We start from the raw sequence: 22,372 nt of genomic DNA, 5'->3' as shown, positions 1-22,372 counted from the left end.
CGGCGCATGAACACCACCCCCTCCAAGACCTCCACCGCCCCCGACACCGCCGACGGCCGCGAGGAGAAGACGGCCACGGAGCCGGACGCCGTGCGGGACACCCCGGGCACGGACGGCGACCGTGACGCACCGGCGAAGGACGACGCGCCGCGCGGGAGCGACGCGGCCGAAGCGGCGGAGAAGAGCGACGCGGCCGGCACCGTGGCGAAGGACGAGGCGGCCGACGCCGAGGACCTGGACGGCGACGCCCAGGACGACGAGGACCTGGAGCCCGACGCCTTCGCCGAGGCGTCCCGGGGCGTCGGCGCGGGCGCGGCGGCCGTCGTCGCCGCCGCACTCGGCGTCGTCTCCCTGACCGGCGCCTGGAGCGGCCGCGTCGCCGCCGAGCGCGAAACCCTGCTCGGCCAGATCCAGATGTCCGGCGGCGGCAGCGCCGCCCAGCAGATCAACGAGATCTACGGGGACGCCTGGCACACCACCGCCTTCGTCAACGGCCTGTTCGCGCTGCTCGCGCTGCTCGTCGGCGTCATCGTCCTCGTACGCCCGGCCTTCGGCGCCCCCTCCGACCGCCCGCAGCCCGGCTGGATCCGTGCCGTCGCGCTGGCCGGTGTCGCGCTCGGCGTACTCGGCGTCATCATCTCCGCCGGGATGTACCTCGACCTGTTCGTCGCCCTGCCCGACGCGCCCACCGCGACCACCGGAGGCTGAGCCTCCCACCGGCCCCGGGGCATGTACGGCGGCCCGAGTGCCCCGGGCCCGCTTCCCTAAGGCATCCCTCCCCGCGCCTAAGGCCCCCCGCCCGCGCGGATACGGAACTCGCCCGATGCGGCGGCACACCCTCCCGGACGACAGTGGGAGCACAGCGGACAGAGCGGGAACAGTGCCCCGGCCGACCGGCCGGAGAGCCCCGTCCGCCGCGCGCCGTCATCGGGGAGAAGCACCATGTACGAGTACGAGCTCCACCAGGTCAACGCCGCCGAGCTGATCCGCCGGGCCGACGCTCAGCGCACCGTCCGCCGGGCCCTGGCCGCCCGCCGGGCAGCCCGCCGCTCCGGACCCGAGGATCCCGAGGGGCGGGTGACCACCGACCAGGACCGCTTCGCGCACGCCGCCTAGGCAGGACCGGGCCGTGGGAGCCCCGGGCGCAGCCGTACCGGAAGCGGGCGCGCAGGTGCCGCGGGCCGGTGACGTACCGGAAGCGGACGAGCCGGACTTGTGTGCGATGCTCGGCGACGTGGAGACCAGGTCCGTCAGCCCCGTGTTCGTCGGCCGAGCCGAGGAACTCGCCTCGCTCACCGATGCGCTCGCCCGCGCCGCCGCGGGCGAGCCGCAGGCGTTGCTGATCGGTGGCGAGGCGGGCGTGGGCAAGACCCGCCTGGTCGAGGAATTCCTCACCGCGGCCCACCGCCGCGAGGCGGTCGTCGCCGTCGGCGGCTGTGTGGAGATCGGCGCCGACGGACTCCCCTTCGCCCCCTTCTCCACGGCCCTGCGCGCCCTGCGCCGCACCCTGCCCGAGGAGATGGCCGCGGCCTGCTCCGGACAGGAGGGCGAGCTGGCCCGGCTGCTGCCCGAGCTCGGCGAGGCGGACCGGGACGCGACCGACGAGCACAGCACCGCCCGACTCTTCGAACTCACCGCACGGCTCCTGGAGCGCATCTCCGCCGACCGTACGGCCGTCCTCGTCCTGGAGGACCTGCACTGGGCCGACGCCTCCACCCGGCATCTGCTCGCCTATCTCTTCCGCACCCTGCGCAGTGGCCGGCTCGTCGTGATCGGCACCTACCGCGCCGACGACATCCACCGCCGCCACCCCCTGCGCCCGCTGCTGGCGGAGCTGGACCGGCTGCGCACCGTACGCCGGGTCGAACTGGCCCGGTTCAGCCATGCCGAGGTGCGCCGCCAGCTCACCGGCATCCTCTCCGTGGCACCCGAGGCGGACCTGGTCGACGACATCTTCGAGCGTTCCGACGGCAACGCCTTCTTCGTGGAGGAACTGGCCCGCAGCCTGGAGTGCTGCGGCGACAGTTCCGGCCTCTCCGATTCGCTGCGCGACCTGCTCCTGGTCCGTGTAGAAGCCCTCCCCGACGACGCCCAGAAGGTCGCCAGGATCGTCGCCGAGGGCGGCTCCACCGTCGAGCACGCACTGCTGGCGGCGGTGGCCGGGCTCGCCGAGGACGACCTCATCGAGGCCCTGCGCGCCGCCGTGGGCGCCAACCTGCTGCAGCCCGCACCGGACTTCGACGGCTACCGCTTCCGTCACTCGCTGGTCCGCGAGGCCGTCAGCGACGACCTGCTGCCCGGTGAGCGCTCGCGCCTCAACCGCCGCTGCGCCGAGGCCCTGGAGGCCGACCCCGCACTCGTGCGGGCCGACGAACGCGCCACCCGCCTCGCCAGCTACTGGTACGCCGCACACGACCCGGCCAAGGCCCTGCCCGCCGTACTGAAGGCATCCGTCGAGGCCCGCCGCCGGTTCGCCCACTCCGAGCAACTGCGGCTGCTGGAGCGGGCCATGGAGCTGTGGGACGAGGTACCCGGCGAGGTACGCCGCACCCTGCGCCCCATTGACTACGCCGAGGTCTACCCGGGCTGCGGCGGCGACCCCGACAGCACCCCGCTGCGCTATCTCGACCTGATGGCCGAAGCCACCGTCGCCGCACGCTTCGGCGGGGACCGCGAACGGGCCCTGGCCATCTCCAAGAAGGCCATGCGGGTCGTGGACGCGGAGGGCGACCCGTTGCGCGCCGCCTGGTTCTGGGTACAGCGCTCGCGGCTCATGCAGGACCTCACCCGGGGCGACGGATGGGAGGAACTGGCCACGGCCCAGGAACTGGTCCGCGGACTGCCCCCGTCCGCCGTGCACGCCGACGTCCTCACCAATGTGGCGAGCTGGAGCGCCCTGCACCGCCCGGGGCCGCAGACGCTCGCCGACGCCGACCGGGCGGTGGAGTACGCCGGGCTCATCGGCGACGAGTACATCGAACTGCACGCGCGGCTCACCCGGGGAATGCTCATCGCCGACGCGGGCGGCATCGACGAAGGGATCGCGGAGATGTACGCGGTCCGCGACCGCGCCGACGAACTGCAGCTCGTCCATCTGATGGGCCGGGCCGGTATCAACCTCCCCTCGTCGCTGGAATCCATGGGCCGCTCCCTGGAGGCCGTCGCCGCCGCCGACCACGGCATCGAGGTCTGCCACCACCACGGCCTCGCCGACACGGAGGCCTGGGTCCGCTCCAACCAGGCCCAGTCCTGCTTCTCGCTCGGCCACTGGGCGGAGAGCCGGGCGGCCGCCGACGCGGCGGGTCTCCTGGCCCAGTCCCGCAAGTCCCGCGGGCTTGTCGCCGCCCGCCGCACCGAACTGGCCCTGGCTGAGGGCGACCTGGCCGAGGCGGAGGAGCAACTGGTTCTGGCGCGGCGCATGTTCGGTCAGTACGACCCGCAGCCCCAGCATCTGATCACCCCCGTCCGGCACGCCATGGCCATCGCCGCCCGGCAGGGCCGTCTCGTCGAGGCGCGGGCCGTGTTCGAGGGCCTGACCGAGCGCGCCTTCGCGCCCGGTACCCAGCGCTACACCCTGCCGCTGCTCCATACCGCCGCGTCGATCGAGGCGGACGCCCGCGGACTGCCCGCGGCCGACGCCGGCCGCCCCGCCGTCCTCGAAACCATCCGCGGCCATCTCAAGAAGCTGCCGATGCTCGTTCCGGTCTGGGCGGCCCACGGGGTGCTGATCGAAGCCGAACTGGCCCGCGCCGAGGGCACCGACACCCCTGCCCACTGGTCCCGTGCCGCCGAGGCGTTCGCCCCGCTCCACCGGCCGTACGAGCTGGCGCAGGTACAGCTCCGCTGGGCCGAGGCGCTCCTGATCGCCCCCGGTGACCGGAGCGCCGCGACGGCCCTGCTGCGCCAGGCGCACTCCACCGCCGGGCGGCTGGGCGCCCGGCCGCTGGCCGAGAGCGTGGAACTGCTCGCCGGCCGCGCGCGGATCGCGCTGGACGCTCCCGGCCGGAGCGGTGAGTCCGAGATCCACCCCGCGGTCCTGGTCCCGTCGAACGCCCCGGGAGGGGCCGTCCGGGACGGCGGCGGGCACCCGGGCGCGGGGGAACCGGACCCGGCGGTGGCCGCCGTGGAGTCCTTCGGCCTGACCCCGCGCGAACAGGATGTGCACCGGCTGGTCGCTGCCGGGTACACCAACCGCCGGATCGCCGAGGAGCTGTACATCTCGCCGAAGACGGCGAGCGTGCACGTCTCCAACATCCTGGCCAAGCTCGGCGTCTCCAGCCGAGGGGAGGCGGCCGCGCTCGCACACCGGCTGCGGCTCTACCCGGTACGGGACAGCTCCTGAGGTCTGTCCTCCGGATCGGCGGGACCGGTGTCCGTGGCGCCCGTGTCCGCCGTGCCCGCGCCCGCCGCGCCGTCCGTGGTCGCGCCGTCCGTGGTCGCGCCGTCCGTCTCCCGGGCTTCCGTGCCGGGGGCGCGTACCGTCACCTTTCCGGAGGCCAGGTCTATCGGCCCCCGCCCCGGATCGCCCACACCGAGGTCGACGCGGCTCAGCTCCAGCCGCTTCTGCTCCTCGGACGTGTGCTTACGCCCCGGGGCGAACAGCTCCTCGAAGAAATTGAACACCGGCCATGCTCCCTCCGACACACCCCGCACCAGGCGTCAGCCGACCTCCAGCAGCAGGATCCGGTCGTCCCCCGGCTTCGGGGTCCCGCGCCCGTCCGTGTTGCTGGTGACCAGCCACAGCTTGTCGCCGCCCGCGCTCACCACCGTGCGCAGACGGCCGTACTTCCCCTCCAGGAACGACTGGGGCGGCGCCAATGGTTCCTTGTCCGCCGTCCCGGACAGCGGGATCCGCCAGAGCCGCTCGCCGCGCAGGCCCGCCATCCACACCGAGCCCGCGGTGAACGCGATTCCGCTCGGCGAGGCCTCGGAGGTCTTCCACTGGGCCACCGGGTCGACGAACCCCGGCTTGCCCTTCCTGCCCTCGGCCTCGGGCCAGCCGTAGTTGCGGCCGGGCTCGATCCGGTTCAGCTCGTCCCAGGTGTCCTGGCCGAACTCGGACGCCCACAGCTGCTTGTGCCCGTCCCAGGCCAGCCCCTGCACATTGCGGTGCCCGTACGAGTACACCACCGAGTCCGCCGAGGGATTGCCGTGCACCGGCTCCCCGTCGGGGGTCATCCGCAGGATCTTGCCCGCCGGCGACTCCTGGTCCTGGGCCAGTGCGGTGTCCCCGGTCTCGCCCGTGCCCGCGTACAGCATGCGGTCCGGGCCGAACGCGATCCGGCCGCCGTTGTGGACGGCGCCCTTCGGGATGCCCCGCAGGATGGTGTCGGGTGCGCCCAGCTGCTGACCGGCCGGGCGCTGTTCGTCGTACTGCATCCGCGCGATGCGGTTGTCGGACTCGGTGGTGAAGTAGGCGTACACCAGATGGTCCGCACCGTACGTGGCGGATACCGCGAGCCCCAGCAGCCCGCCCTCGCCGGCCGGGGACACCCCCGGGACGGAGCCCAGCAGGGTCTGCTTCCCGCTCTTCCCGTCGATCCGCCGGATCGTGGCCGCGTCGCGCGAGGAGACCAGCAGATCACCACCCGGAAGAGCCGCCAGCCCCCAGGGCGACGTGAGCCCCTCGGTGAGTGTCGACAGCACCTTCACCGACCCCTTGGCCGGGGGCAGGCCGGGCGACGGGGTGGCCGGGGACGGGGAAGCGGAACCCGTCCTCGCCGAGGGGGAGGCATCACCGTCCCGTCCCTTCGTGCCCGCCGTCCCGTCCGTGGACGAACACGCGGCGCAGAACAGCAGCGAGGCCGTGGCCAGCAGGGCCACCACCCCCCTGCGCACCGCAGGGACTTGCACAGACCCGAACACCGCACCGCGCACAGCACCGATCCTTTCCGAGGGCCGCCTGACCACTGTTCATACACCGTGGGCCCGCCCGGGGGCCCCGATGCCGCCCATTCTCTCCGGCCGCCCGCTCAGTCCCACGACTCGCGGGCACGCGGCAGGGCGGCGATCTCGGCCAGATCCCGGTCCAGGAGCCTCAGTTCCGCGGCTCCCGCGTTCTCCACGGCCCACCGCTCCCGCTTCGCACCCGGCACGGCCACCACATGCGGCCCCTGCCGCAGCACCCAGGCCAGCGCCACCTGCGCCACCGTCGCCCCGTGCCGCTCCGCGATCCGGCGCAGCCCGGCGACCACCGGCTGGTTCGCGGCCATCATCTCCGCCGTGAACCGGGGGTGCCTGGCGCGCGGATCGTCCGGCTCGAAGCCCTGCCCCGGCTTCAGCGTCCCCGTCAGATAGCCGCTGCCCAGCGGCATCGCGGCCAGCAGGCCCACGCCTCGCGCCGCGCACCAGGGCAGCAGCCTCTCCAGCGCCTCGGGCGACCAGACGGAGAGCTCCGCCTCGACGGCGCTGACCGGAAAGACCTGCTGGACCCGCTCCAGCTGCCGGATCGTTCCGTCATGCATTCCCGCACCGGACCTGCGCGGGGCCCGCGCCCCCACCGCGCACAGGCCCAGCGCCCGTACCTTGCCCGCGGTCACCAGATCGGCCATCGCGCCCCAGGTCTCCTCCACCGGGACCTCGGGATCCGCCCGGTGCAGCTGGTAGAGGTCGATCACGTCGGTCTGCAGCCGCCGGAGCGAGGCGTCGCAGGCCCGCCGCACATAGCCGGGCCGCCCGTTGGCCACGATGTGCTGATCCCCCACCAGCAGCCCGCACTTGGTCGAGACGAACGCCTGTGAGCGGCGCCCCTTCAGCGCGCGGCCGACAAGCAGCTCATTGGTGAACGGGCCGTACATGTCCGCGGTGTCGAGCAGCCGGACACCCGCGTCGAGCGCGGCGTGCACGGTTCGCAACGAACGGTCACCGAGCCGCTGCGACGCGCTGTACCCCCAGCTCATCGGCATACAGCCCAGCCCCACCGCGCCCACGGCGAGCCCTGCCGCACCGATAGTCCTGCGCTCCAACTCCCCGAACCCTCCCTCGGTCCCGCCGATGCGGGACCACACCGGACCCCAAAGTAACCTCTGCCGCCGCGCGGACTCCGGGCAGCCGCCGCGGATCCGCCCGTGAGCGCTCGTACACCTGTCGCATAGCCTCCTGACCATGACTTCTGCGACCAATGCCGATGTATGGCTGCCTTTTCCGGCAGAGGAGATCGACGGGCTCCCCGAGGGCCTCGGCTACCGTCTCTGGGACGGCGGACGGGACTACCCCGCCGACCCCGCGGACTGTGCCTTCTACGTCGTCCCGTACATGAAGGGTCCCGAGGTCGCGGTCCGACCGCTCGCCTCCATGCGGGCGGTCCAGGTCGTGCAGACGCTCTCCGCGGGGATCGACCATGTGGAACCGGCCCTCGGCCTGCTGCGCCCCGGGGTGCGGCTGTGCAACGCCAGGGGTGTGCACGAGGCGTCCACGGCGGAACTCGCCCTGGCCCTGGTCCTGGCCTCCCTGCGCGGCTTCCCCGGCTTCGTCCACGGCCAGGACAACGAGGAGTGGCGCTCCGGGTTCTATCCCGCACTCGCGGACAAGTCCGTCCTCATCGTGGGATACGGATCCATCGGTTCGGCGATCGAGGACCGGCTCGAACCCTTCGAGTGCGCGCGGGTGGTGCGCGTCGCACGCTCGGCCAGGACAACGGAGCGCGGTCCCGTGCACGCGCTCGACGACCTGCCCGCACTGCTGCCGGAGGCCGATGTCGTCATTCTGTCCACCCCGCTGAACCCCTCCTCGCAGGGCCTGGTGGACGCCCGTTTCCTCGCCGCCATGCCGGACGGCGCCCTGCTCGTGAACGTCGCACGCGGCGGTGTCGTCCGTACGGAGGCCCTGCTGTCCGAACTGGAGTCGGGCCGGCTGCGGGCGGCTCTCGACGTGACCGACCCGGAACCGCTGCCGGCGGGCCATCGCCTCTGGCATGCTCCGAATGTCCTCATCACTCCTCATGTGGGCGGCAGTACCTCGGCGTTCGAGCCCCGGGCCAAGCGCCTGCTGGCCGCTCAGCTCACCCGGTTCGCCGCGGGGGAGCCGGTGCGCAACGTCGTCCGCACCACCGGCTGAGCGGCGCTCCGCGACGCTGCGGAGCGGTCCGGATGCTCCGGGTACCGACGAAACCGCAGGTCGTCACGGAGAGTAGAGAAGCTATGGCCCTGAGTGACGAGTCTGGTGTATCGTCCAGTCCGGGGGGGCTGCGCCGTGGAAGGACGGCGCGGGGGGAGCACCGGAACGCGAGGGGGCGACGGGCGATGTGCTGGCCATGGAAAGACGATCCGACGCGGGGCGGGCGACGGCGGTCATCGGCGCCACCGGAGCGCGGACACGGCCCCCGCCCGCGGACGGGTTCCCGGACAGGCCCGGCGCCGGGCCCGAAGCCGGGGGTGCCGGGCCCGATCCGGGGAGCCCTCCGGTGAGCGCCCTCGGGGCCCTGCTCACCCGGCCGCAGGTCGCCGGCGGCCGGACGGGACTGCTGTCCCAGATCCTGCTGGCCATCGTCTGCGCGGGGTACGGCGTGGGTGCGGCAACCGGCTGGGGCTCACCGGAACTGGCCCTGGTCATGGGCGACTTCGGCCTCAGCATCGCCGCGATGATCGCCGCGGTCTCCTGCTTCCTCTACGCACGCGCGAGCGTCAGCCGACTGCGGCCGGCCTGGCTGCTGTTCTCGGTGTCCTCGCTGATGGCCGCCGGGGGCAACGCGATCTGGGGCTGGTACGAGGTGGTGCTGGGGCTCCCGGTGCCCACCCCGTCCCTGGCCGATCTCTTCTTCCTCTGCTTCGCGCCGCCCGCCATCGTGGGGCTGCTCGTCCTCGCCAAGCGCCCGGTCACCCGGGCCGGCTGGGTCTGCCTGGCGCTGGACTCCTGGCTGATCGGCGGCTCGCTGCTGACGCTCTCCTGGAGCCTCGCCCTCGCCCACACCGCCCAGGTGGCCCACGTCGAGGACGTCAGCGTGGCCCGCGCGGCCCTCTCGCTGGCCTACCCGCTGCTCGACATCGTGCTGGTCTCCATGGTGCTCGCGCTGCACTTCCGCCGGGCCAACGCCAACCGCTCCGCGGTGAACACGGCCATCGCCGCGCTCGCCCTGACCGTTCTGAGCGACGCGGTGTTCACCTCACCGCTGCTCCGCTCCACCTACCGGTCCGGCGAGCTGCTCGACGCGGGCTGGTTCGCCGGATCGCTGCTCCTGGCCTACGCCCCCTGGGGCGCCCGGCGCAGCGCACGCAACGCGGAGCGGTCCGACGGCCAGCCGCGGGCCACCACGAGCCGCCCGATCGCCGGGTCCCTGGCCGCGCTGACGCCGTATCTGGCCGCCGCCGTCTGCACCCTCGGCATCCTGTACAACGTGGTCGAGGGCCGCCGGGTGGACCAGGTGGTGGTCCTCACCGGCTGTACGGTCGTCCTGGCCCTGGTCGTCCGGCAGGGGATCATGCTCCTGGACAACATCTCCCTCACCCAGGAGCTGGCCCAGAAGGAGAACCACTTCCGCTCCCTGGTGCAGGGCTCCAGCGATGTCATCATGATCGCCGCGCCCACCGGCATACTCCGCTACGTCAGCCCCGCGGCCGCCGGGGTGTACGGGCGGGACGCGGAGGACCTCGTCGGCTGCGAGCTGGCCTCGATCATCCACCCCGACGACCTCGGGCGGGTGGTCCACGAGGTGCGCCGGTTCCTCGCCGCCCCGCCCCACGAGGAGCCCACCACCCGGATCGAGTGCCGGTTCAGATCCGGCACCGGCGACTGGCTGAATGTCGAGTCCACCGTCAACCGGCACCAGGGCGGGCTTCTCCTGAACAGCCGGGACGTCACCGAGCGGGTCCGCCTCCAGGCCCAGTTGCAGCACAACGCCGAGCACGACCCGCTCACCGACCTGCCCAACCGGGCCCTGTTCACCGCCCGGGTGCGCCAGGCGCTCGGCGGCCGCCGCTCCGGCGACCCGGGCACCGCCGTGCTGTTCATCGACCTCGACGGCTTCAAGGCGGTCAACGACAGCATCGGCCACCAGGCGGGCGACGAGCTCCTCATCCAGGCCGCCCGCCGGCTGGCGGACTCCGTACGGGCCGCGGACACCGCGGCCCGGCTCGGCGGCGACGAGTTCGCCGCGCTCATCATCGGCGACGGCACCCGCGACCAGGGCGCCCGGGAGTACCAGGTCCACGAGATCGCCGACCGGCTGCGGCTCACGCTCTCCCAGCCGTACCGCATCGGCACCAGCGAGGTCAGGGTGGCGGCCTCCATCGGCGTCGCCTTCGCCGAGCCGGCCATCACCCCCACCGACCTCATGCGTAACGCGGACCTCGCGATGTACCGCGCCAAGGCGGGCGGCAAGGACCGCGTCGAGCTGTACGCCCCGCAGATGCAGGCCGATGTCGTCCGCCGCTCCGAGCTGGCCGCACGGCTGCGGACCGCCCTGCGCGACGGGGAGTTCGCCCTGCTGCACCAGCCCGTCGTCCACCTCGCCAGCGGGTCCGTCGCCGCCGTCGCCGCCCAGGCCCGCTGGCGCTCCGCACAGGGCATCCTGTTCACGCCGGCCGAATTCCTGCGCGTCCCCGACGACAGCGACCGCACCGCCGAGCTGGGCCGCTGGCTGCTCGAAGAGGCAGTCGAGCAGGCCGCCGAGCGGGCCAGGGCCGGGCACCCCGTCTCGGTCTCCGTACGGCTGTCCGCCGGGCGGCTCCTGGACAAGGCCCTGCCCTTCGGCTCCATCGAGGCGCTTCTCACCCGGCACGGCCTGCCGTCCGGAGCGCTGATGATCGAGGTCGCCGACAGTGACCCGCGGGTCTCCTTCGACGACCTGGAGCAGCGGCTGGTCGCGCTGCGCCGGCTCGGCGTACGCATCGCGCTCGACGGCTTCGGCAGCGGTTACGCCGCGATCAACGCCTTGCGCCGGCTCCCCATCGACGTACTGAAACTGGACCGCGGTCTGGTCGAAGGAGTGGTGGAGTCCGCCCGGCTCCACAAGATCACGAGCGGGTTACTCCGGATCGCCTGTGACCTCGGCATGCAGTCCGTGGCCGACGGGGTGGACGTACCGGAGCAGGTCCTCGCCCTGCGCGCCATGGGGTGTACGCACGGGCAGGGAATGGCCTTCTCCGGCCCGCTGGACGAGTACCGGCTGCGCCGTGTGCTGGTCCGCGGACACTTCCCGGTGCCCAGTGCTCCCGCCGCCAGGCCCGTCCTGGCGGGCGGCTCGATTCCGCTGCTCGCCGGATCACATGCTGAGACGCCCGTCCCACCCACTTGACACGTCATGCGTGCCGGAGAGAGGGTCAATGCCATGCGCACCCGAATTCTCGTACTTGGAAAGCGCGTCGGCTGAAGCAGGGTCACTCCATGACACTCTGCAGACCGCACCGGCGCGCTCCCCTCGCTTGCCTCACGGCACGAGGGGTTTTTTGTTGCACCGACACCCCGCAAAACGCTGCAAAACACCCGTGAAAACCTCAGCTTCGAGAAGAGAATGCCGATGACCGAGCAGGCCACCGGGGCCCACCACCCGCAGCCGCGCGCCCGTAACGGCGGACCGTCGTCCGTCACCGTTGAGCACGTCACGGGCGCGCAGTCCCTCATCCGTTCTCTCGAGGAAGTCGGCGCCGACACGGTATTCGGCATTCCCGGCGGCGCCATCCTGCCCGCGTACGACCCGATGATGGACTCCACCCGGGTCCGTCACGTCCTGGTCCGCCACGAGCAGGGCGCGGGTCACGCCGCCACCGGGTACGCGCAGGCCACCGGCAAGGTCGGGGTCTGCATGGCCACCTCCGGACCGGGCGCCACCAACCTGGTCACCCCGATCGCCGACGCGCACATGGACTCGGTCCCGCTGGTCGCGATCACCGGGCAGGTCGCCTCCAAGGCCATCGGCACGGACGCCTTTCAGGAAGCCGACATCTGCGGCATCACGATGCCGGTGACCAAGCACAACTTCCTGGTCACCAAGGCCGAGGACATCCCGCACACCATCGCCGAGGCCTTCCACATCGCCTCCACCGGCCGCCCCGGACCGGTCCTCGTCGACATCGCCAAGGACGCCCTCCAGGCGCGTACGACGTTCAGCTGGCCGCCCACCCTGGACCTGCCGGGCTACCGTCCGGTCACCAAGCCGCACGCCAAGCAGATCCGTGAGGCCGCCAAGCTCATCACCCAGGCCAAGCGCCCGGTGCTGTACGTCGGCGGCGGTGTCATCAAGGCGGGGGCCACCGCCGAGCTGAAGGTCCTCGCGGAGCTGACCGGAGCGCCCGTCACCACCACGCTGATGGCGCTCGGCGCATTCCCCGACAGCCACCCGCTGCACGTCGGAATGCCGGGCATGCACGGTGCGGTCACCGCCGTCACCGCGCTGCAGAAGGCCGACCTGATCGTCGCCCTCGGAGCCCGCTTCGACGACCGCGTCACCGGCAAGCTGGACAGCTTCGCCCCGTACGCCAAGATCATCCACGCCGACATCGATCCGGCCGAGATCGGCAAGAACCGTGCCGCCGACGTGCCGATCGTGGGCGACGCCCGCGAGGTCCTGGCCGACCTGGTCCAGGCGGTCCAGGCCGAGCACACCGAGGGCCACACCGGCGAGGCCGCCCGAACGGGATACGCGTCCTGGTGGAAGGACCTCAACCGCTGGCGCGACACCTACCCGCTCGGCTACGACCTGCCCGAGGACGGCAGCCTCTCCCCCCAGCAGGTCATCCAGCGCATCGGCAAGCTCGCCCCCGAGGGCACGATCTTCGCGGCGGGCGTCGGCCAGCACCAGATGTGGGCCTCCCACTTCATCGACTACGAGGAGCCCGCCACCTGGCTGAACTCCGGCGGCGCGGGGACGATGGGGTACGCGGTCCCGGCCGCGATGGGCGCCAAGGCCGGCATGCCCGACCGCACCGTCTGGGCCATCGACGGCGACGGCTGCTTCCAGATGACCAACCAGGAACTCACCACCTGCGCGCTCAACAACATCCCGATCAAGGTCGCCATCATCAACAACGGCGCACTCGGGATGGTCCGCCAGTGGCAGACCCTGTTCTACAACCAGCGCTACTCCAACACCGTGCTGCACTCCGGCGCCGACACGGACGGAGTCCCGGCGAAGGGCACCCGGGTGCCGGACTTCGTCAAGCTGTCCGAGGCCATGGGCTGTTACGCGATCCGCTGCGAGGACCCGGCCGACCTGGACAAGGCCATCGAAGAGGCCAACTCCATCAACGACCGCCCCGTCGTGATTGACTTCATCGTCCACGAGGACGCCATGGTGTGGCCGATGGTCGCCGCCGGCACCTCCAACGACGAGGTCATGGCCGCCCGCGGTGTCCGCCCCGACTTCGGCGACAACGAAGACGACTGAGAGACAGAGAGAGACCGACTCCATGTCCAGCAAGCACACGCTCTCCGTCCTGGTCGAGAACAAGCCCGGTGTCCTCGCCCGGATCACCGCCCTGTTCTCCCGGCGCGGCTTCAATATCGACTCGCTCGCGGTCGGTACCACCGAACACCCCGACATCTCCCGCATCACCATCGTCGTGAATGTCGAGGACCTGCCTCTGGAGCAGGTGACCAAACAGCTCAACAAGCTGGTCAACGTCCTGAAGATCGTCGAACTCGAGCCCTCCGCTGCGATCCAGCGCGAGCTCGTCCTGGTGAAGGTCCGCGCCGACAGCGAGACCCGGTCCCAGATCGTCGAAATCGTCCAGCTGTTCCGCGCCAAGACCGTGGACGTCTCCCCGGAGGCCGTCACGATCGAGGCGACCGGAGGGGCCGACAAGCTGGAGGCCATGCTCAAGATGCTGGAGCAGTACGGCATCAAGGAGCTGGTCCAGTCCGGCACCATCGCCATAGGGCGCGGCGCGCGCTCGATCACCGACCGGTCCCTGCGCGCACTCGACCGCACGGCGTAGCCGGCCGGCGGTTCCGGCCGCCGGTCCGCCGCTCGCATGGCGAGACCCGAGAACGAATACGACGCACCCGCCGTACGGTGGGACGCAACACCTGCACACCAAGGAGAAGACCCAGTGGCCGAGCTGTTCTACGACGACGATGCCGACCTGTCCATCATCCAGGGCCGCAAGGTCGCGGTCATCGGCTACGGCAGCCAGGGCCACGCCCACGCGCTGTCGCTCCGTGACTCCGGCGTCGACGTCCGTGTCGGTCTGCACGAGGGCTCGAAGTCCAAGACCAAGGCCGAGGAGCAGGGCCTGCGCGTGGTGACCCCGGCCGAGGCCGCCGCCGAGGCCGACGTCATCATGATCCTCGTCCCGGACCCGATCCAGGCCCAGGTCTACGAGGAGTCCATCAAGGACAACCTCAAGGACGGCGACGCGCTGTTCTTCGGCCACGGCCTGAACATCCGCTTCGGCTTCATCAAGCCTCCGGCCGGTGTCGACGTCTGCATGGTCGCCCCGAAGGGCCCCGGCCACCTGGTCCGCCGCCAGTACGAGGAGGGCCGCGGCGTTCCGTGCATCGTGGCCGTCGAGCAGGACGCCTCCGGCAGCGGTCTGGCGCTCGCCCTCTCGTACGCCAAGGGCATCGGCGGCACCCGCGCCGGCGTCATCAAGACGACCTTCACCGAGGAGACCGAGACCGACCTGTTCGGTGAGCAGGCCGTCCTCTGCGGTGGCACCGCCGCCCTGGTCAAGGCCGGTTTCGAGACCCTGACCGAGGCCGGCTACCAGCCGGAGATCGCGTACTTCGAGTGCCTGCACGAGCTGAAGCTCATCGTGGACCTCATGTACGAGGGCGGCCTGGAGAAGATGCGCTGGTCCATCTCGGAGACCGCCGAGTGGGGCGACTACATCACCGGCCCGCGGATCATCACGGACGCCACCAAGGCCGAGATGAAGAAGGTCCTCGCCGAGATCCAGGACGGCACCTTCGCCAAGGCCTGGATGGCCGAGTACCACAACGGTCTGCCCAAGTACAACGAGTACAAGAAGGCCGACAGCGACCACCTCCTGGAGACCACCGGCCGTGAGCTGCGCAAGCTCATGAGCTGGGTGAACGACGAGGAAGCGTAGGTCCTCCGCCGCGGGGCGGGCCCCACCGGGCCCGCCCCGCGGCAGCACCGTCCGCCTCACCACCCCCGTGTCACTGCGGGAAGAGGCGGTGGGGAGGGGCGGCACCGCACGTGTGTACACCATGTCCACCCTCGTGCGGGTGATCCTTCCACCGGGGCGCAGTATGCGCTCCGCCGCATGACTACACTTCTCCCCATACACGCGTCAGGGCCCACAGTGTCGTGCGTCTACCACGCGGCTAGCCCCTCCACCGCCTGCGGCCGTCGGGACGGCCGTCCGCACTGGACTTGTGAGGACTCACGTGAGCTCGAAACCTGTCGTACTCATCGCTGAAGAGCTGTCGCCCGCAACGGTCGACGCCCTGGGTCCGGATTTCGAGATCCGGCACTGCAACGGCGCGGACCGCGCCCAGCTCCTCCCCGCGATCGTTGATGTCGACGCCATCCTGGTGCGCTCCGCCACCAAGGTCGACGCCGAGGCCATCGCCGCCGCGAAGAAGCTCCGGGTCGTCGCACGGGCCGGCGTCGGTCTGGACAACGTCGACGTCTCCTCGGCCACCAAGGCCGGCGTGATGGTCGTCAACGCCCCGACCTCCAACATCGTCACCGCGGCCGAGCTGGCCTGCGGCCTGCTCGTCGCCACCGCGCGCAACATCCCGCAGGCCAACACCGCCCTGAAGAACGGCGAGTGGAAGCGCTCCAAGTACACGGGCGTCGAGCTCAGCGAGAAGGTCCTCGGCGTCGTCGGCCTCGGCCGGATCGGTGTGCTGGTCGCCCAGCGCATGTCGGCCTTCGGCATGAAGATCGTCGCGTACGACCCCTATGTGCAGCCGGCCCGTGCCGCGCAGATGGGCGTCAAGCTCCTCAGCCTGGACGAGCTGCTGGAGGTCGCCGACTTCATCACCGTCCACCTGCCCAAGACCCCCGAGACGCTCGGCCTGATCGGTGACGAGGCGCTGCACAAGGTGAAGCCCTCGGTGCGCATCGTCAACGCCGCGCGCGGCGGCATCGTCGACGAGGAGGCGCTGGCCTCCGCCCTCAAGGAGGGCCGCGTCGCGGGTGCCGGTCTGGACGTGTACACCAAGGAGCCCTGCACGGACTCCCCGCTGTTCCAGTTCGACCAGGTCGTCTGCACCCCGCACCTCGGCGCCTCCACCGACGAGGCCCAGGAGAAGGCGGGCATCGCGGTCGCCAGGTCCGTGCGTCTCGCCCTCGCCGGTGAGCTGGTGCCGGACGCGGTCAACGTCCAGGGCGGTGTGATCGCCGAGGACGTACGCCCCGGACTGCCGCTCGCCGAGAAGCTCGGCCGCATCTTCACCGCCCTCGCGGGCGAGGTGGCGGCCCGTCTCGACGTCGAGGTGTACGGCGAGATCACCCAGCACGATGTGAAGGTGCTGGAACTCTCCGCGCTCAAGGGCGTCTTCGAGGACGTCGTCGACGAGACCGTGAGCTACGTCAACGCCCCGCTCTTCGCGCAGGAGCGCGGTGTCGAGGTCCGCCTCACCACCAGCTCCGAGTCGCCCGACCACCGCAATGTGGTGACGGTCCGCGGCACGCTGTCGAGCGGCGAGGAGGTCGCGGTCTCCGGCACGCTGGCCGGCCCGAAGAACCTCCAGAAGATCGTGGCCATCGGCGAGCACGATGTCGACCTGGCGTTGGCCGACCACATGGTCGTGCTGCGCTACCAGGACCGTCCCGGGGTCGTCGGCGCGGTCGGCAAGATCCTCGGCGAGGCCGGGCTGAACATCGCGGGCATGCAGGTCTCGCGGGCCGACGTGGGCGGCGAGGCGCTCGTCGTGCTCACCGTCGACGACAACGTCCCGCAGTCCGTGCTGAACGAGATCTCCGTGGAGATCGGCGCCTCCTCGGCCCGTTCGGTGAACCTCACCGACTGACCGCCGTACGTCGGCCGGACACCGTACCCGGCAGGTGGACGAACGCCCCGCGCGCGTCCACCTGCCGGGTACGGTGCGTCAGGGGGCCGGGGCGGTGTCCGCGGGACGGGGCCCCGTGCCCGCGGCCGGACCGGGAGCGGTGGCCGGGCCGGGTTCCGGAGCCGTCACCCACCCCATGTCCCGTGCGTACCAGCCGAGTTGGAAGCGGGTCGTCGCCCCGGCCCGGTCCATCAGACGCTTGATCCGGCGCTGCACCGTACGCGCCGACGCGCCCAGACGCTGCGCGATCGCCTCGTCGGTGAGCCCGCCGAGCATCAGCCCGAGCACCGCCGTGTCGTCCTCGCCGCGCCACTCGGCCGGCAGCGGACGGGACCGGGCCCACGCCTGATCGAAGAGCCCGGCCAGGGCCGCGACGATGCCCGAGGCATGGACGATGACCGCCCGGTCGTGCAGCCGGGCCGGGTCGGCCAGCAGGGGCAGCAGCGCCATTCTGCGGTCCACCACCAGGAGTTTGGTCGGCAGCTCGTCCGCCACCCGGATCTCCATGCCGTGACTGATGCCCTCGCGCAGGTTGTCCGGCATGGCTTCCAGCGCGTCCTTCGACACCAGCAGCCGGGCCCGTACCCCACGGGCCATCGCGATGCCGTCGCCCGGATTGTCCTGGCCCGTCACGGCCACCGGGAGACCCTTGCTGAAGCAGAGCAGTTCGCTGCGCGCCCCCTGCTGCATCTGGATGAAGCGGTGTGCGATGGTGTCGCGTCCGTGCAGGATCTCGATGGCCCCGCTCTCGCCCCGGTGCCCGCCGGACTCCCGGTACGTTCCGTCGAGTTCGGTGATCTCGCCGGCCAGTGAGCGCAGCTCGTCCTGATGGATCGCGAGCAGGGCGCCGAGGGCCAGTGCGGGAGGCGCCGGCTCCCACAGTTCGCCGACGTTCCCGCCGAGCCCGGTCCGGGCCGAGACCAGGCCCGACTCGCGCAGCGAGGCCAGCACCCGCTCGGTCCGCTCCCGCCCGGTCCCGCAGAGCCGCGCCGCGTCGGCGGCGGTGAGAGGGCCGTGTGCGACGAGCGCGCGATACAGCTCCTCGTCCTGCGGAGACATGCCCAGCCTGCCCAGCACGGTGTCCACCCCTTCTGTACCGGTCCCGGCGCGACTGCCGGCAACTGCTCGCCGTCGTCGTGGTGTCGAGTTCCTGCCAATGGCGTGGACCCGCCGGGAATGCCCATTGTCGCAGCCCTGTCACAACGGCAGACATCGGGCGACATCGGCGACGTACGCCGTGCGGACAACGTCACCGTCGGTGCGGGCGGTGCGGGCGGTGCGGGCGGTGCGGGCGGTGCGGGCGGTGCGGGCGGTGCGGGCGGTGCGGGCGGTGCGGGTGCAACCGGCGGCATGGGCGGCAGGCGCGGCAGGGACGGCAGGGACGGCCGGTGCCAGGCCGGCCCCGCCGCACCGGCCGGGCCGGGTCCGTCACCGCGATGGACCCGGCCCGTGCCGCGTGGGGCAACGGGGCGGGATGGGCCCGGGGTTGGGCCCTGGGACCCACGACGCGGCAGGGGCCCCGGCCCTAGCGTGGGCGGTTGTCATGTCGCTCACTGACAGCGGGGGTTGGGGGCACGTATGTCTGCGATCGGTGGCATACCCATGTCAGGAGCGGCCGCTCCGGCACACGGGCCGGCGCGGCGTGAGCTGCCCCGCCCGCTCGCCACGGCACGCGTCCTGCTCGTCGTGCTGTTCGGTGCGACGGTCATCGGCGGACTCGGGCTGTTCGGCTCGGCGCTCTCCGCCGACGCGATGGGCGCGCAGGTACTCGGCGTCCTGCTGTACGCCTCCGCTCCCGGGGCCCTCGCCCTGCTGCTGGCCCGGCACGTCCGGACCGGTGGCAAGCGGGTGTGGTGGGGGCTGACGGCCCTCCAGGTGTGGCTGGTCCTGGGCGGCGTGGCCAACATCGGTGACGGATCGGCGCACGGCTTCACCCAGTTGTTCCTCCCGGTACTGATCCTGGTGTTCCTCACCCGGAAGCAGAGCCGCGCGTGGTTCCTGCTGCCGCAGGGCCAGCGGGGGGAGAAGCCCAGGTTCTCGCTCCCGCACATGATCACCTGGCGGCGGGACCGGGGGCAGTCGGCCCTGGAGTACCTGGGCCTGGTCCTGATCGTCGTCGCCCTCATCGGGGCGATGACGGTGGGCGGCCTCGGCGGCCGTATCACCGAGGGCCTCCAGTCGGCGATCTGCTCGCTCACCGGTTCGTCGTGCCCGGTGTCCGGGGGCGGATCGGTGGAGGCCGGCGGCGGTACGGAGGGTGCCACCGGAGGTACGGAGGGCGGCTCCGCCGAGGGCGCGGACGGCGGCTCCACCGGGGGTACGGAGGGCTCGACCATCACGGGCGGCACCGGCTCCACCGGGGGCACGGACGGCGCCACCGGCGGCTCGTCCGGCGGCTCCTCCGGCAGCACGGAGGGCGGCTCCACGGGCGGTACGGGCGGCGACACGTCCGGCACCGGTACGGGCGGCGGTGAGGCGACCGGCGGTTCGTCCGGCGGTACGGGCGGCCCCGACGACGACGGCCGTCCGGGCACCGGTGAGGACACCTTCCCCGAGGGCGGCGAGGAGCCGGAGGCCGACTACGACCGGCCCGTGGCCTCCGAGGGCGACGACGAGGCCGGGAACGGCGGCGGCGACCAGGCCGGGGAGAAGGAGGACTGCGGCGGCTGGGGCTTCTTCGGATGCGCCTGGGACCGGACGACCCAGGTGGTCAAGGGCGTCGCGGTCGACGGTATCTGGGGCGATGTCACCGGCATCATCGATCTCTTCAAGCCGGAGACCTGGTCCGGCATCGCCGACTACGGCAGCCAGCTCGGCGACCAGTGGATGCAGGACTCCAAGGGCGCCGGCGCCAAGTGGGACGACGGCGACTACCTCGGCGCCATCTGGGACTGGACCACGGCCTCCGGCAACACCGTGGGCAAGGTCGCCGACGACGTGTTCGTCGGCGACGAGGTCCGCGAGCGCTGGAACAACGGTGAGAAGACCCGGGCCGTCACGGACGTCGTCTGGAACATCGGTTCCCTGTTCATCCCCGGCTACGACGTCGCGAAGGTCGTCGGCAAGGTCGGCAAGCTCGGCAAACTGGGCAAGATCGCCGAGCAGGTGGCCGAGGCCGCCGGGGACGCGGGCGCCGCCGCGCGCCGCGCCCGCAAGGCCGCCGACCTCGGGGACCTCGACGGGGTCCGCAAGGCGGCGAAGGAGGCCGACGACGCCGCCGACGCGGCCGAGGACGCGGCCCGCAGGACCGGCTGTGTCATCGCGTCCGGGCCGCCCCTGGTGCGGTACGGCGGCTCCACCGGAGGCGGCGGCCCCACCGGGGTCGCCGGTGCCGGCACCGGCGTACTGGCCTCCGGATCCACCGGCCGCGTCGTCCTCGCGGACGGCGGGTGCGACGAGGCGGCCAAGGCCAAGGCCAAGGAGGCCCGCGACCAGGAACGCGCCGCCCACCTGGACCAGAAGCGGCTGGAGGAACCGGAGCGGGCGCGCAAGGCCGAGCTGGAGAAGAAGCAGTACCCCGAGGCCAACCGCAACGACACCTCCGACCCGCGCAACTACAACCCGCCCTCCTGGGCCGACGACCTGAAGGACCGCACGCTCGGCGACGCGGACCTCGGCGACGGCTACTGGGCCAGCCGCGACCGCAACCCGGCGCCCAACTGGAAGAACGAGTCCTGGCTCCGCTACCAGGAGCAGGTCACCGGGACCAACCGCGGCCAGGAGTACGTCGTACCGCACCCCAAGGAGGGCAAGCCCGCCGTGGAGTACGACGGCTGGGACTCCGGCCGGCAGACCTTCCTGGAGGCCAAGAACGGCTACGGCAGCTACCTCTCGAAGACGGACAGCGGCACCCTCACCCAGTCGGGCCGGGACAAGTTCGTCACCGAGGCGCGGTCCCAGGTCGAGGCGTCCGGCGGACGCGCCGTCGAGTGGCACTTCTCCGACCCGGACGTCGCCAAGGCGGCCCGCAAGGCGTTCCGTGACGAGGGGCTGCCGATCAAGGTCGTCTACAGCAAGCCGAAGCCGAACGACAGCACCAGGAAACCGGGTGCCTTCGACGAGTAGCCTGCTCGGCGTGGTGCCCCGGCCCGGCCGGGGGCCACGTCCGACGGACGACGGTCGACGGAGGAAAAAGCGGATGCGACGGGTAGTGCGGGGTTTCTGGGGGCCCAGGCCGGAGTCGGCCCGGGCGCTGGCGGGACGCTGGAAGCGCGTGCTGGACGAGCTCACGGAGCTGCTCCCGGCGGCCGGTCCGCCGGCCGGCGCGGGCCGGGAAGGCACGGATCGGGAAGGCGCGGGTCGGGCGGGTGGGTGGCGGCAGATCCACCCGTCCGGACCCGGCACGGAGATCCCGGCGACGGAGGACGCCCTGCTCGCGGCCCTGCTCACGGCACAGACGGCCGACGACTGGTCCGATGTCACCGGTACCGGACTGCGGCTCGCCCGCACGGGCGGCCCCGGCTGGCGGACCGAGATCAGCGGCTTGGCGGGCGGCGCCCCCGAGTTCCTGCTCCAGTCGTTCGTGATCACCCTCCATGCGCCGGACGACGCGGCGGTCCCCGAGGCCGCGCTGCTGGCCGCGCTCGCCCGGGTGTGGGAGCCGGACTTCGGCGATGTGAGCGACGACGATCTGCTCGACGCGCTGGAGGACGACGCGGACCACTCGGTGGGCGACCCCCTGGTCGGCCGGATCGGCCAGCTCTCCCCGGGCCGCGCCGCGCTGGTGCCGGACGAACTGAAGGCGTCCCGCGAGGAACTGCCCGGCGGCGGTGTGCTCCTGCGCATCGCGGAGCCCGGCGACACCGACGCGGTGGTCCGCGCCTACGAGCGGCTGCGCGAGGCCGGGGCACTGCGCCCGCTGCCCCGCCCGATGGACCGGGCCACGCTGTGAGCGCCCGCTCCGGCGAGCCGTTCGACACGGCACGGGCCGTCCGCGACATCGAGGACCTGCTGGCGGGCCCCGTACCGGCCACCGGGCCCACGGCGGGGGAGGGCGACCCGGACACCGGCGAGTGGACGGCGACCGGCGGCGCGGGCTTCCGGATCGTCCCGCTCTGGGAGGGCGACCCGCTCACCGGGGTGTACGCCCCCGAGTGGAACGACGCCGAGGAGGCGTCCGAGGCCCACCTCGCCGCCCTCGTCATGGAGCTGGACGCCCGGTGGGGCGCGCACCGGTCGGTGCCGATGCATGTGCCGCTGTTCCGGAAGCAGGACGGCGCGCCCCTGCCGCCGCTGTTCGACGCGCTGCTCGGTGAGGACCTCTACGGCGACCTGGCCGTATGGGGCCCGGTGCCGGTGCCCGCAGGTGTGCCGGACCGCTGGATCGGGGTGAGCGTCGGGCACAGTGACGGGGACGCGCCGCTGGTGATGGCGGCCCTCGTCAGTGACCGGCCGGTCACGGAACTGCCCGACGCGGCGCACTGAGCCGCCGGGACGGATGGGCTGGGAGGCCGCA

Annotated in this window: 16 protein-coding genes; 12 read left to right on the top strand and 4 right to left on the bottom strand. The window is 72.3% G+C overall.

Annotated features, from left to right (window positions below; translation table 11 throughout):
• The first annotated feature begins 6 nt into the window (after nt 1–6).
• The 3 genes from ACIGJO_RS04340 to ACIGJO_RS04330 all read left to right on the top strand — a co-directional run bounded on the left by ACIGJO_RS04340 (nt 7) and on the right by ACIGJO_RS04330 (nt 4,342).
• Nucleotides 7–708, top strand: coding sequence for a hypothetical protein (locus tag ACIGJO_RS04340; RefSeq protein ID WP_399951913.1), 702 nt, complete (start codon nt 7–9; stop codon nt 706–708).
• A gap of 234 nt (nt 709–942) precedes the next feature.
• On the top strand, nt 943–1,116 hold the full coding sequence (locus ACIGJO_RS04335; RefSeq protein WP_399951910.1) for a hypothetical protein: 174 nt from the start codon (nt 943–945) through the stop codon (nt 1,114–1,116).
• A 106-nt stretch (nt 1,117–1,222) separates the two neighbouring features.
• Nucleotides 1,223–4,342: an AAA family ATPase gene (locus ACIGJO_RS04330; protein WP_399953182.1), complete on the top strand. Its 3,120-nt coding sequence runs from the start codon at nt 1,223–1,225 to the stop codon at nt 4,340–4,342.
• Here ACIGJO_RS04330 and ACIGJO_RS04325 read toward each other — a convergent pair.
• The 3 genes from ACIGJO_RS04325 to ACIGJO_RS04315 form a co-directional block, all read right to left on the bottom strand.
• On the bottom strand, nt 4,318–4,623 hold the full coding sequence (locus ACIGJO_RS04325) for a DUF6191 domain-containing protein (protein ID WP_399951907.1): 306 nt from the start codon (nt 4,621–4,623) through the stop codon (nt 4,318–4,320). The genes ACIGJO_RS04330 and ACIGJO_RS04325 overlap by 25 nt on opposite strands.
• 36 nt (nt 4,624–4,659) lie before the next feature.
• Nucleotides 4,660–5,877 (bottom strand): PQQ-dependent sugar dehydrogenase, encoded by a 1,218-nt coding sequence (locus ACIGJO_RS04320; protein WP_399951905.1) that lies wholly within the window; start codon nt 5,875–5,877, stop codon nt 4,660–4,662.
• Nucleotides 5,878–5,972: 95 nt separating this feature from the next.
• A complete protein-coding gene (locus ACIGJO_RS04315; RefSeq protein ID WP_399953179.1) occupies nt 5,973–6,929 on the bottom strand; it encodes an aldo/keto reductase in 957 nt (318 codons plus the stop codon).
• A gap of 175 nt (nt 6,930–7,104) precedes the next feature.
• On the opposite strand from ACIGJO_RS04315, the gene ACIGJO_RS04310 reads away from it, so the two are divergent.
• The 6 genes from ACIGJO_RS04310 to serA all read left to right on the top strand — a co-directional run bounded on the left by ACIGJO_RS04310 (nt 7,105) and on the right by serA (nt 16,878).
• Nucleotides 7,105–8,055 (top strand): 2-hydroxyacid dehydrogenase, encoded by a 951-nt coding sequence (locus tag ACIGJO_RS04310; RefSeq protein ID WP_399951902.1) that lies wholly within the window; start codon nt 7,105–7,107, stop codon nt 8,053–8,055.
• A gap of 346 nt (nt 8,056–8,401) precedes the next feature.
• A complete protein-coding gene (locus ACIGJO_RS04305) occupies nt 8,402–11,230 on the top strand; it encodes a putative bifunctional diguanylate cyclase/phosphodiesterase (protein WP_399951899.1) in 2,829 nt (942 codons plus the stop codon).
• A 216-nt stretch (nt 11,231–11,446) separates the two neighbouring features.
• Nucleotides 11,447–13,318, top strand: coding sequence for an acetolactate synthase large subunit (locus tag ACIGJO_RS04300; protein WP_399951896.1), 1,872 nt, complete (start codon nt 11,447–11,449; stop codon nt 13,316–13,318).
• A gap of 22 nt (nt 13,319–13,340) precedes the next feature.
• Complete coding sequence (gene ilvN / locus ACIGJO_RS04295) at nt 13,341–13,868, top strand: acetolactate synthase small subunit (RefSeq protein WP_073727039.1); 528 nt, start codon at nt 13,341–13,343, stop codon at nt 13,866–13,868.
• A gap of 114 nt (nt 13,869–13,982) precedes the next feature.
• On the top strand, nt 13,983–14,984 hold the full coding sequence (gene ilvC / locus ACIGJO_RS04290; protein ID WP_399951894.1) for a ketol-acid reductoisomerase: 1,002 nt from the start codon (nt 13,983–13,985) through the stop codon (nt 14,982–14,984).
• 301 nt (nt 14,985–15,285) lie between these two features.
• Entirely contained in the window at nt 15,286–16,878 is a 1,593-nt protein-coding gene (gene serA / locus ACIGJO_RS04285; RefSeq protein WP_399951891.1) for a phosphoglycerate dehydrogenase, read from the top strand.
• A gap of 78 nt (nt 16,879–16,956) precedes the next feature.
• On the opposite strand, the gene ACIGJO_RS04280 is transcribed toward serA, so the two are convergent.
• Nucleotides 16,957–17,994, bottom strand: a complete 1,038-nt coding sequence (locus tag ACIGJO_RS04280) for a helix-turn-helix domain-containing protein (protein ID WP_399951888.1) — start codon at nt 17,992–17,994, stop codon at nt 16,957–16,959.
• Between the two features lie 501 nt (nt 17,995–18,495).
• On the opposite strand from ACIGJO_RS04280, the gene ACIGJO_RS04275 reads away from it, so the two are divergent.
• The 3 genes from ACIGJO_RS04275 (at nt 18,496) to ACIGJO_RS04265 (ending at nt 22,341) form a co-directional block, all read left to right on the top strand.
• Nucleotides 18,496–20,982 (top strand): Tox-REase-5 domain-containing protein, encoded by a 2,487-nt coding sequence (locus ACIGJO_RS04275; RefSeq protein ID WP_399951885.1) that lies wholly within the window; start codon nt 18,496–18,498, stop codon nt 20,980–20,982.
• A gap of 73 nt (nt 20,983–21,055) precedes the next feature.
• Nucleotides 21,056–21,808, top strand: coding sequence for a hypothetical protein (locus tag ACIGJO_RS04270; RefSeq protein ID WP_399951882.1), 753 nt, complete (start codon nt 21,056–21,058; stop codon nt 21,806–21,808).
• Nucleotides 21,805–22,341 (top strand): hypothetical protein, encoded by a 537-nt coding sequence (locus ACIGJO_RS04265; RefSeq protein WP_399951880.1) that lies wholly within the window; start codon nt 21,805–21,807, stop codon nt 22,339–22,341. Before ACIGJO_RS04270 ends, ACIGJO_RS04265 begins: the two co-directional genes overlap by 4 nt.
• Nucleotides 22,342–22,372: the final 31 nt, after the last annotated feature.

Source organism: Streptomyces sp. NPDC079020, assembly GCF_044542225.1.
GTDB lineage: Bacteria > Actinomycetota > Actinomycetes > Streptomycetales > Streptomycetaceae > Streptomyces.
Note: the sequence above shows the minus strand (reverse complement) of the source record. Positions and strands in the feature narration are given on the sequence as shown.

Excerpts from the sequence above, each read along its gene's own strand:
- ACIGJO_RS04340 (WP_399951913.1), top strand. The coding sequence starts at position 7 with ATGAACACCACCCCCTCCAAGACCTCCACCGCCCCCGACACCGCCGAC.
- ACIGJO_RS04335 (WP_399951910.1), top strand. The coding sequence starts at position 943 with ATGTACGAGTACGAGCTCCACCAGGTCAACGCCGCCGAGCTGATCCGC.
- ACIGJO_RS04330 (WP_399953182.1), top strand. The coding sequence starts at position 1,223 with ATGCTCGGCGACGTGGAGACCAGGTCCGTCAGCCCCGTGTTCGTCGGC.
- ACIGJO_RS04310 (WP_399951902.1), top strand. The coding sequence starts at position 7,105 with ATGACTTCTGCGACCAATGCCGATGTATGGCTGCCTTTTCCGGCAGAG.
- ACIGJO_RS04300 (WP_399951896.1), top strand. The coding sequence starts at position 11,447 with ATGCCGATGACCGAGCAGGCCACCGGGGCCCACCACCCGCAGCCGCGC.
- ilvN (WP_073727039.1), top strand. The coding sequence starts at position 13,341 with ATGTCCAGCAAGCACACGCTCTCCGTCCTGGTCGAGAACAAGCCCGGT.
- ACIGJO_RS04275 (WP_399951885.1), top strand. The coding sequence starts at position 18,496 with ATGTCTGCGATCGGTGGCATACCCATGTCAGGAGCGGCCGCTCCGGCA.
- ACIGJO_RS04270 (WP_399951882.1), top strand. The coding sequence starts at position 21,056 with ATGCGACGGGTAGTGCGGGGTTTCTGGGGGCCCAGGCCGGAGTCGGCC.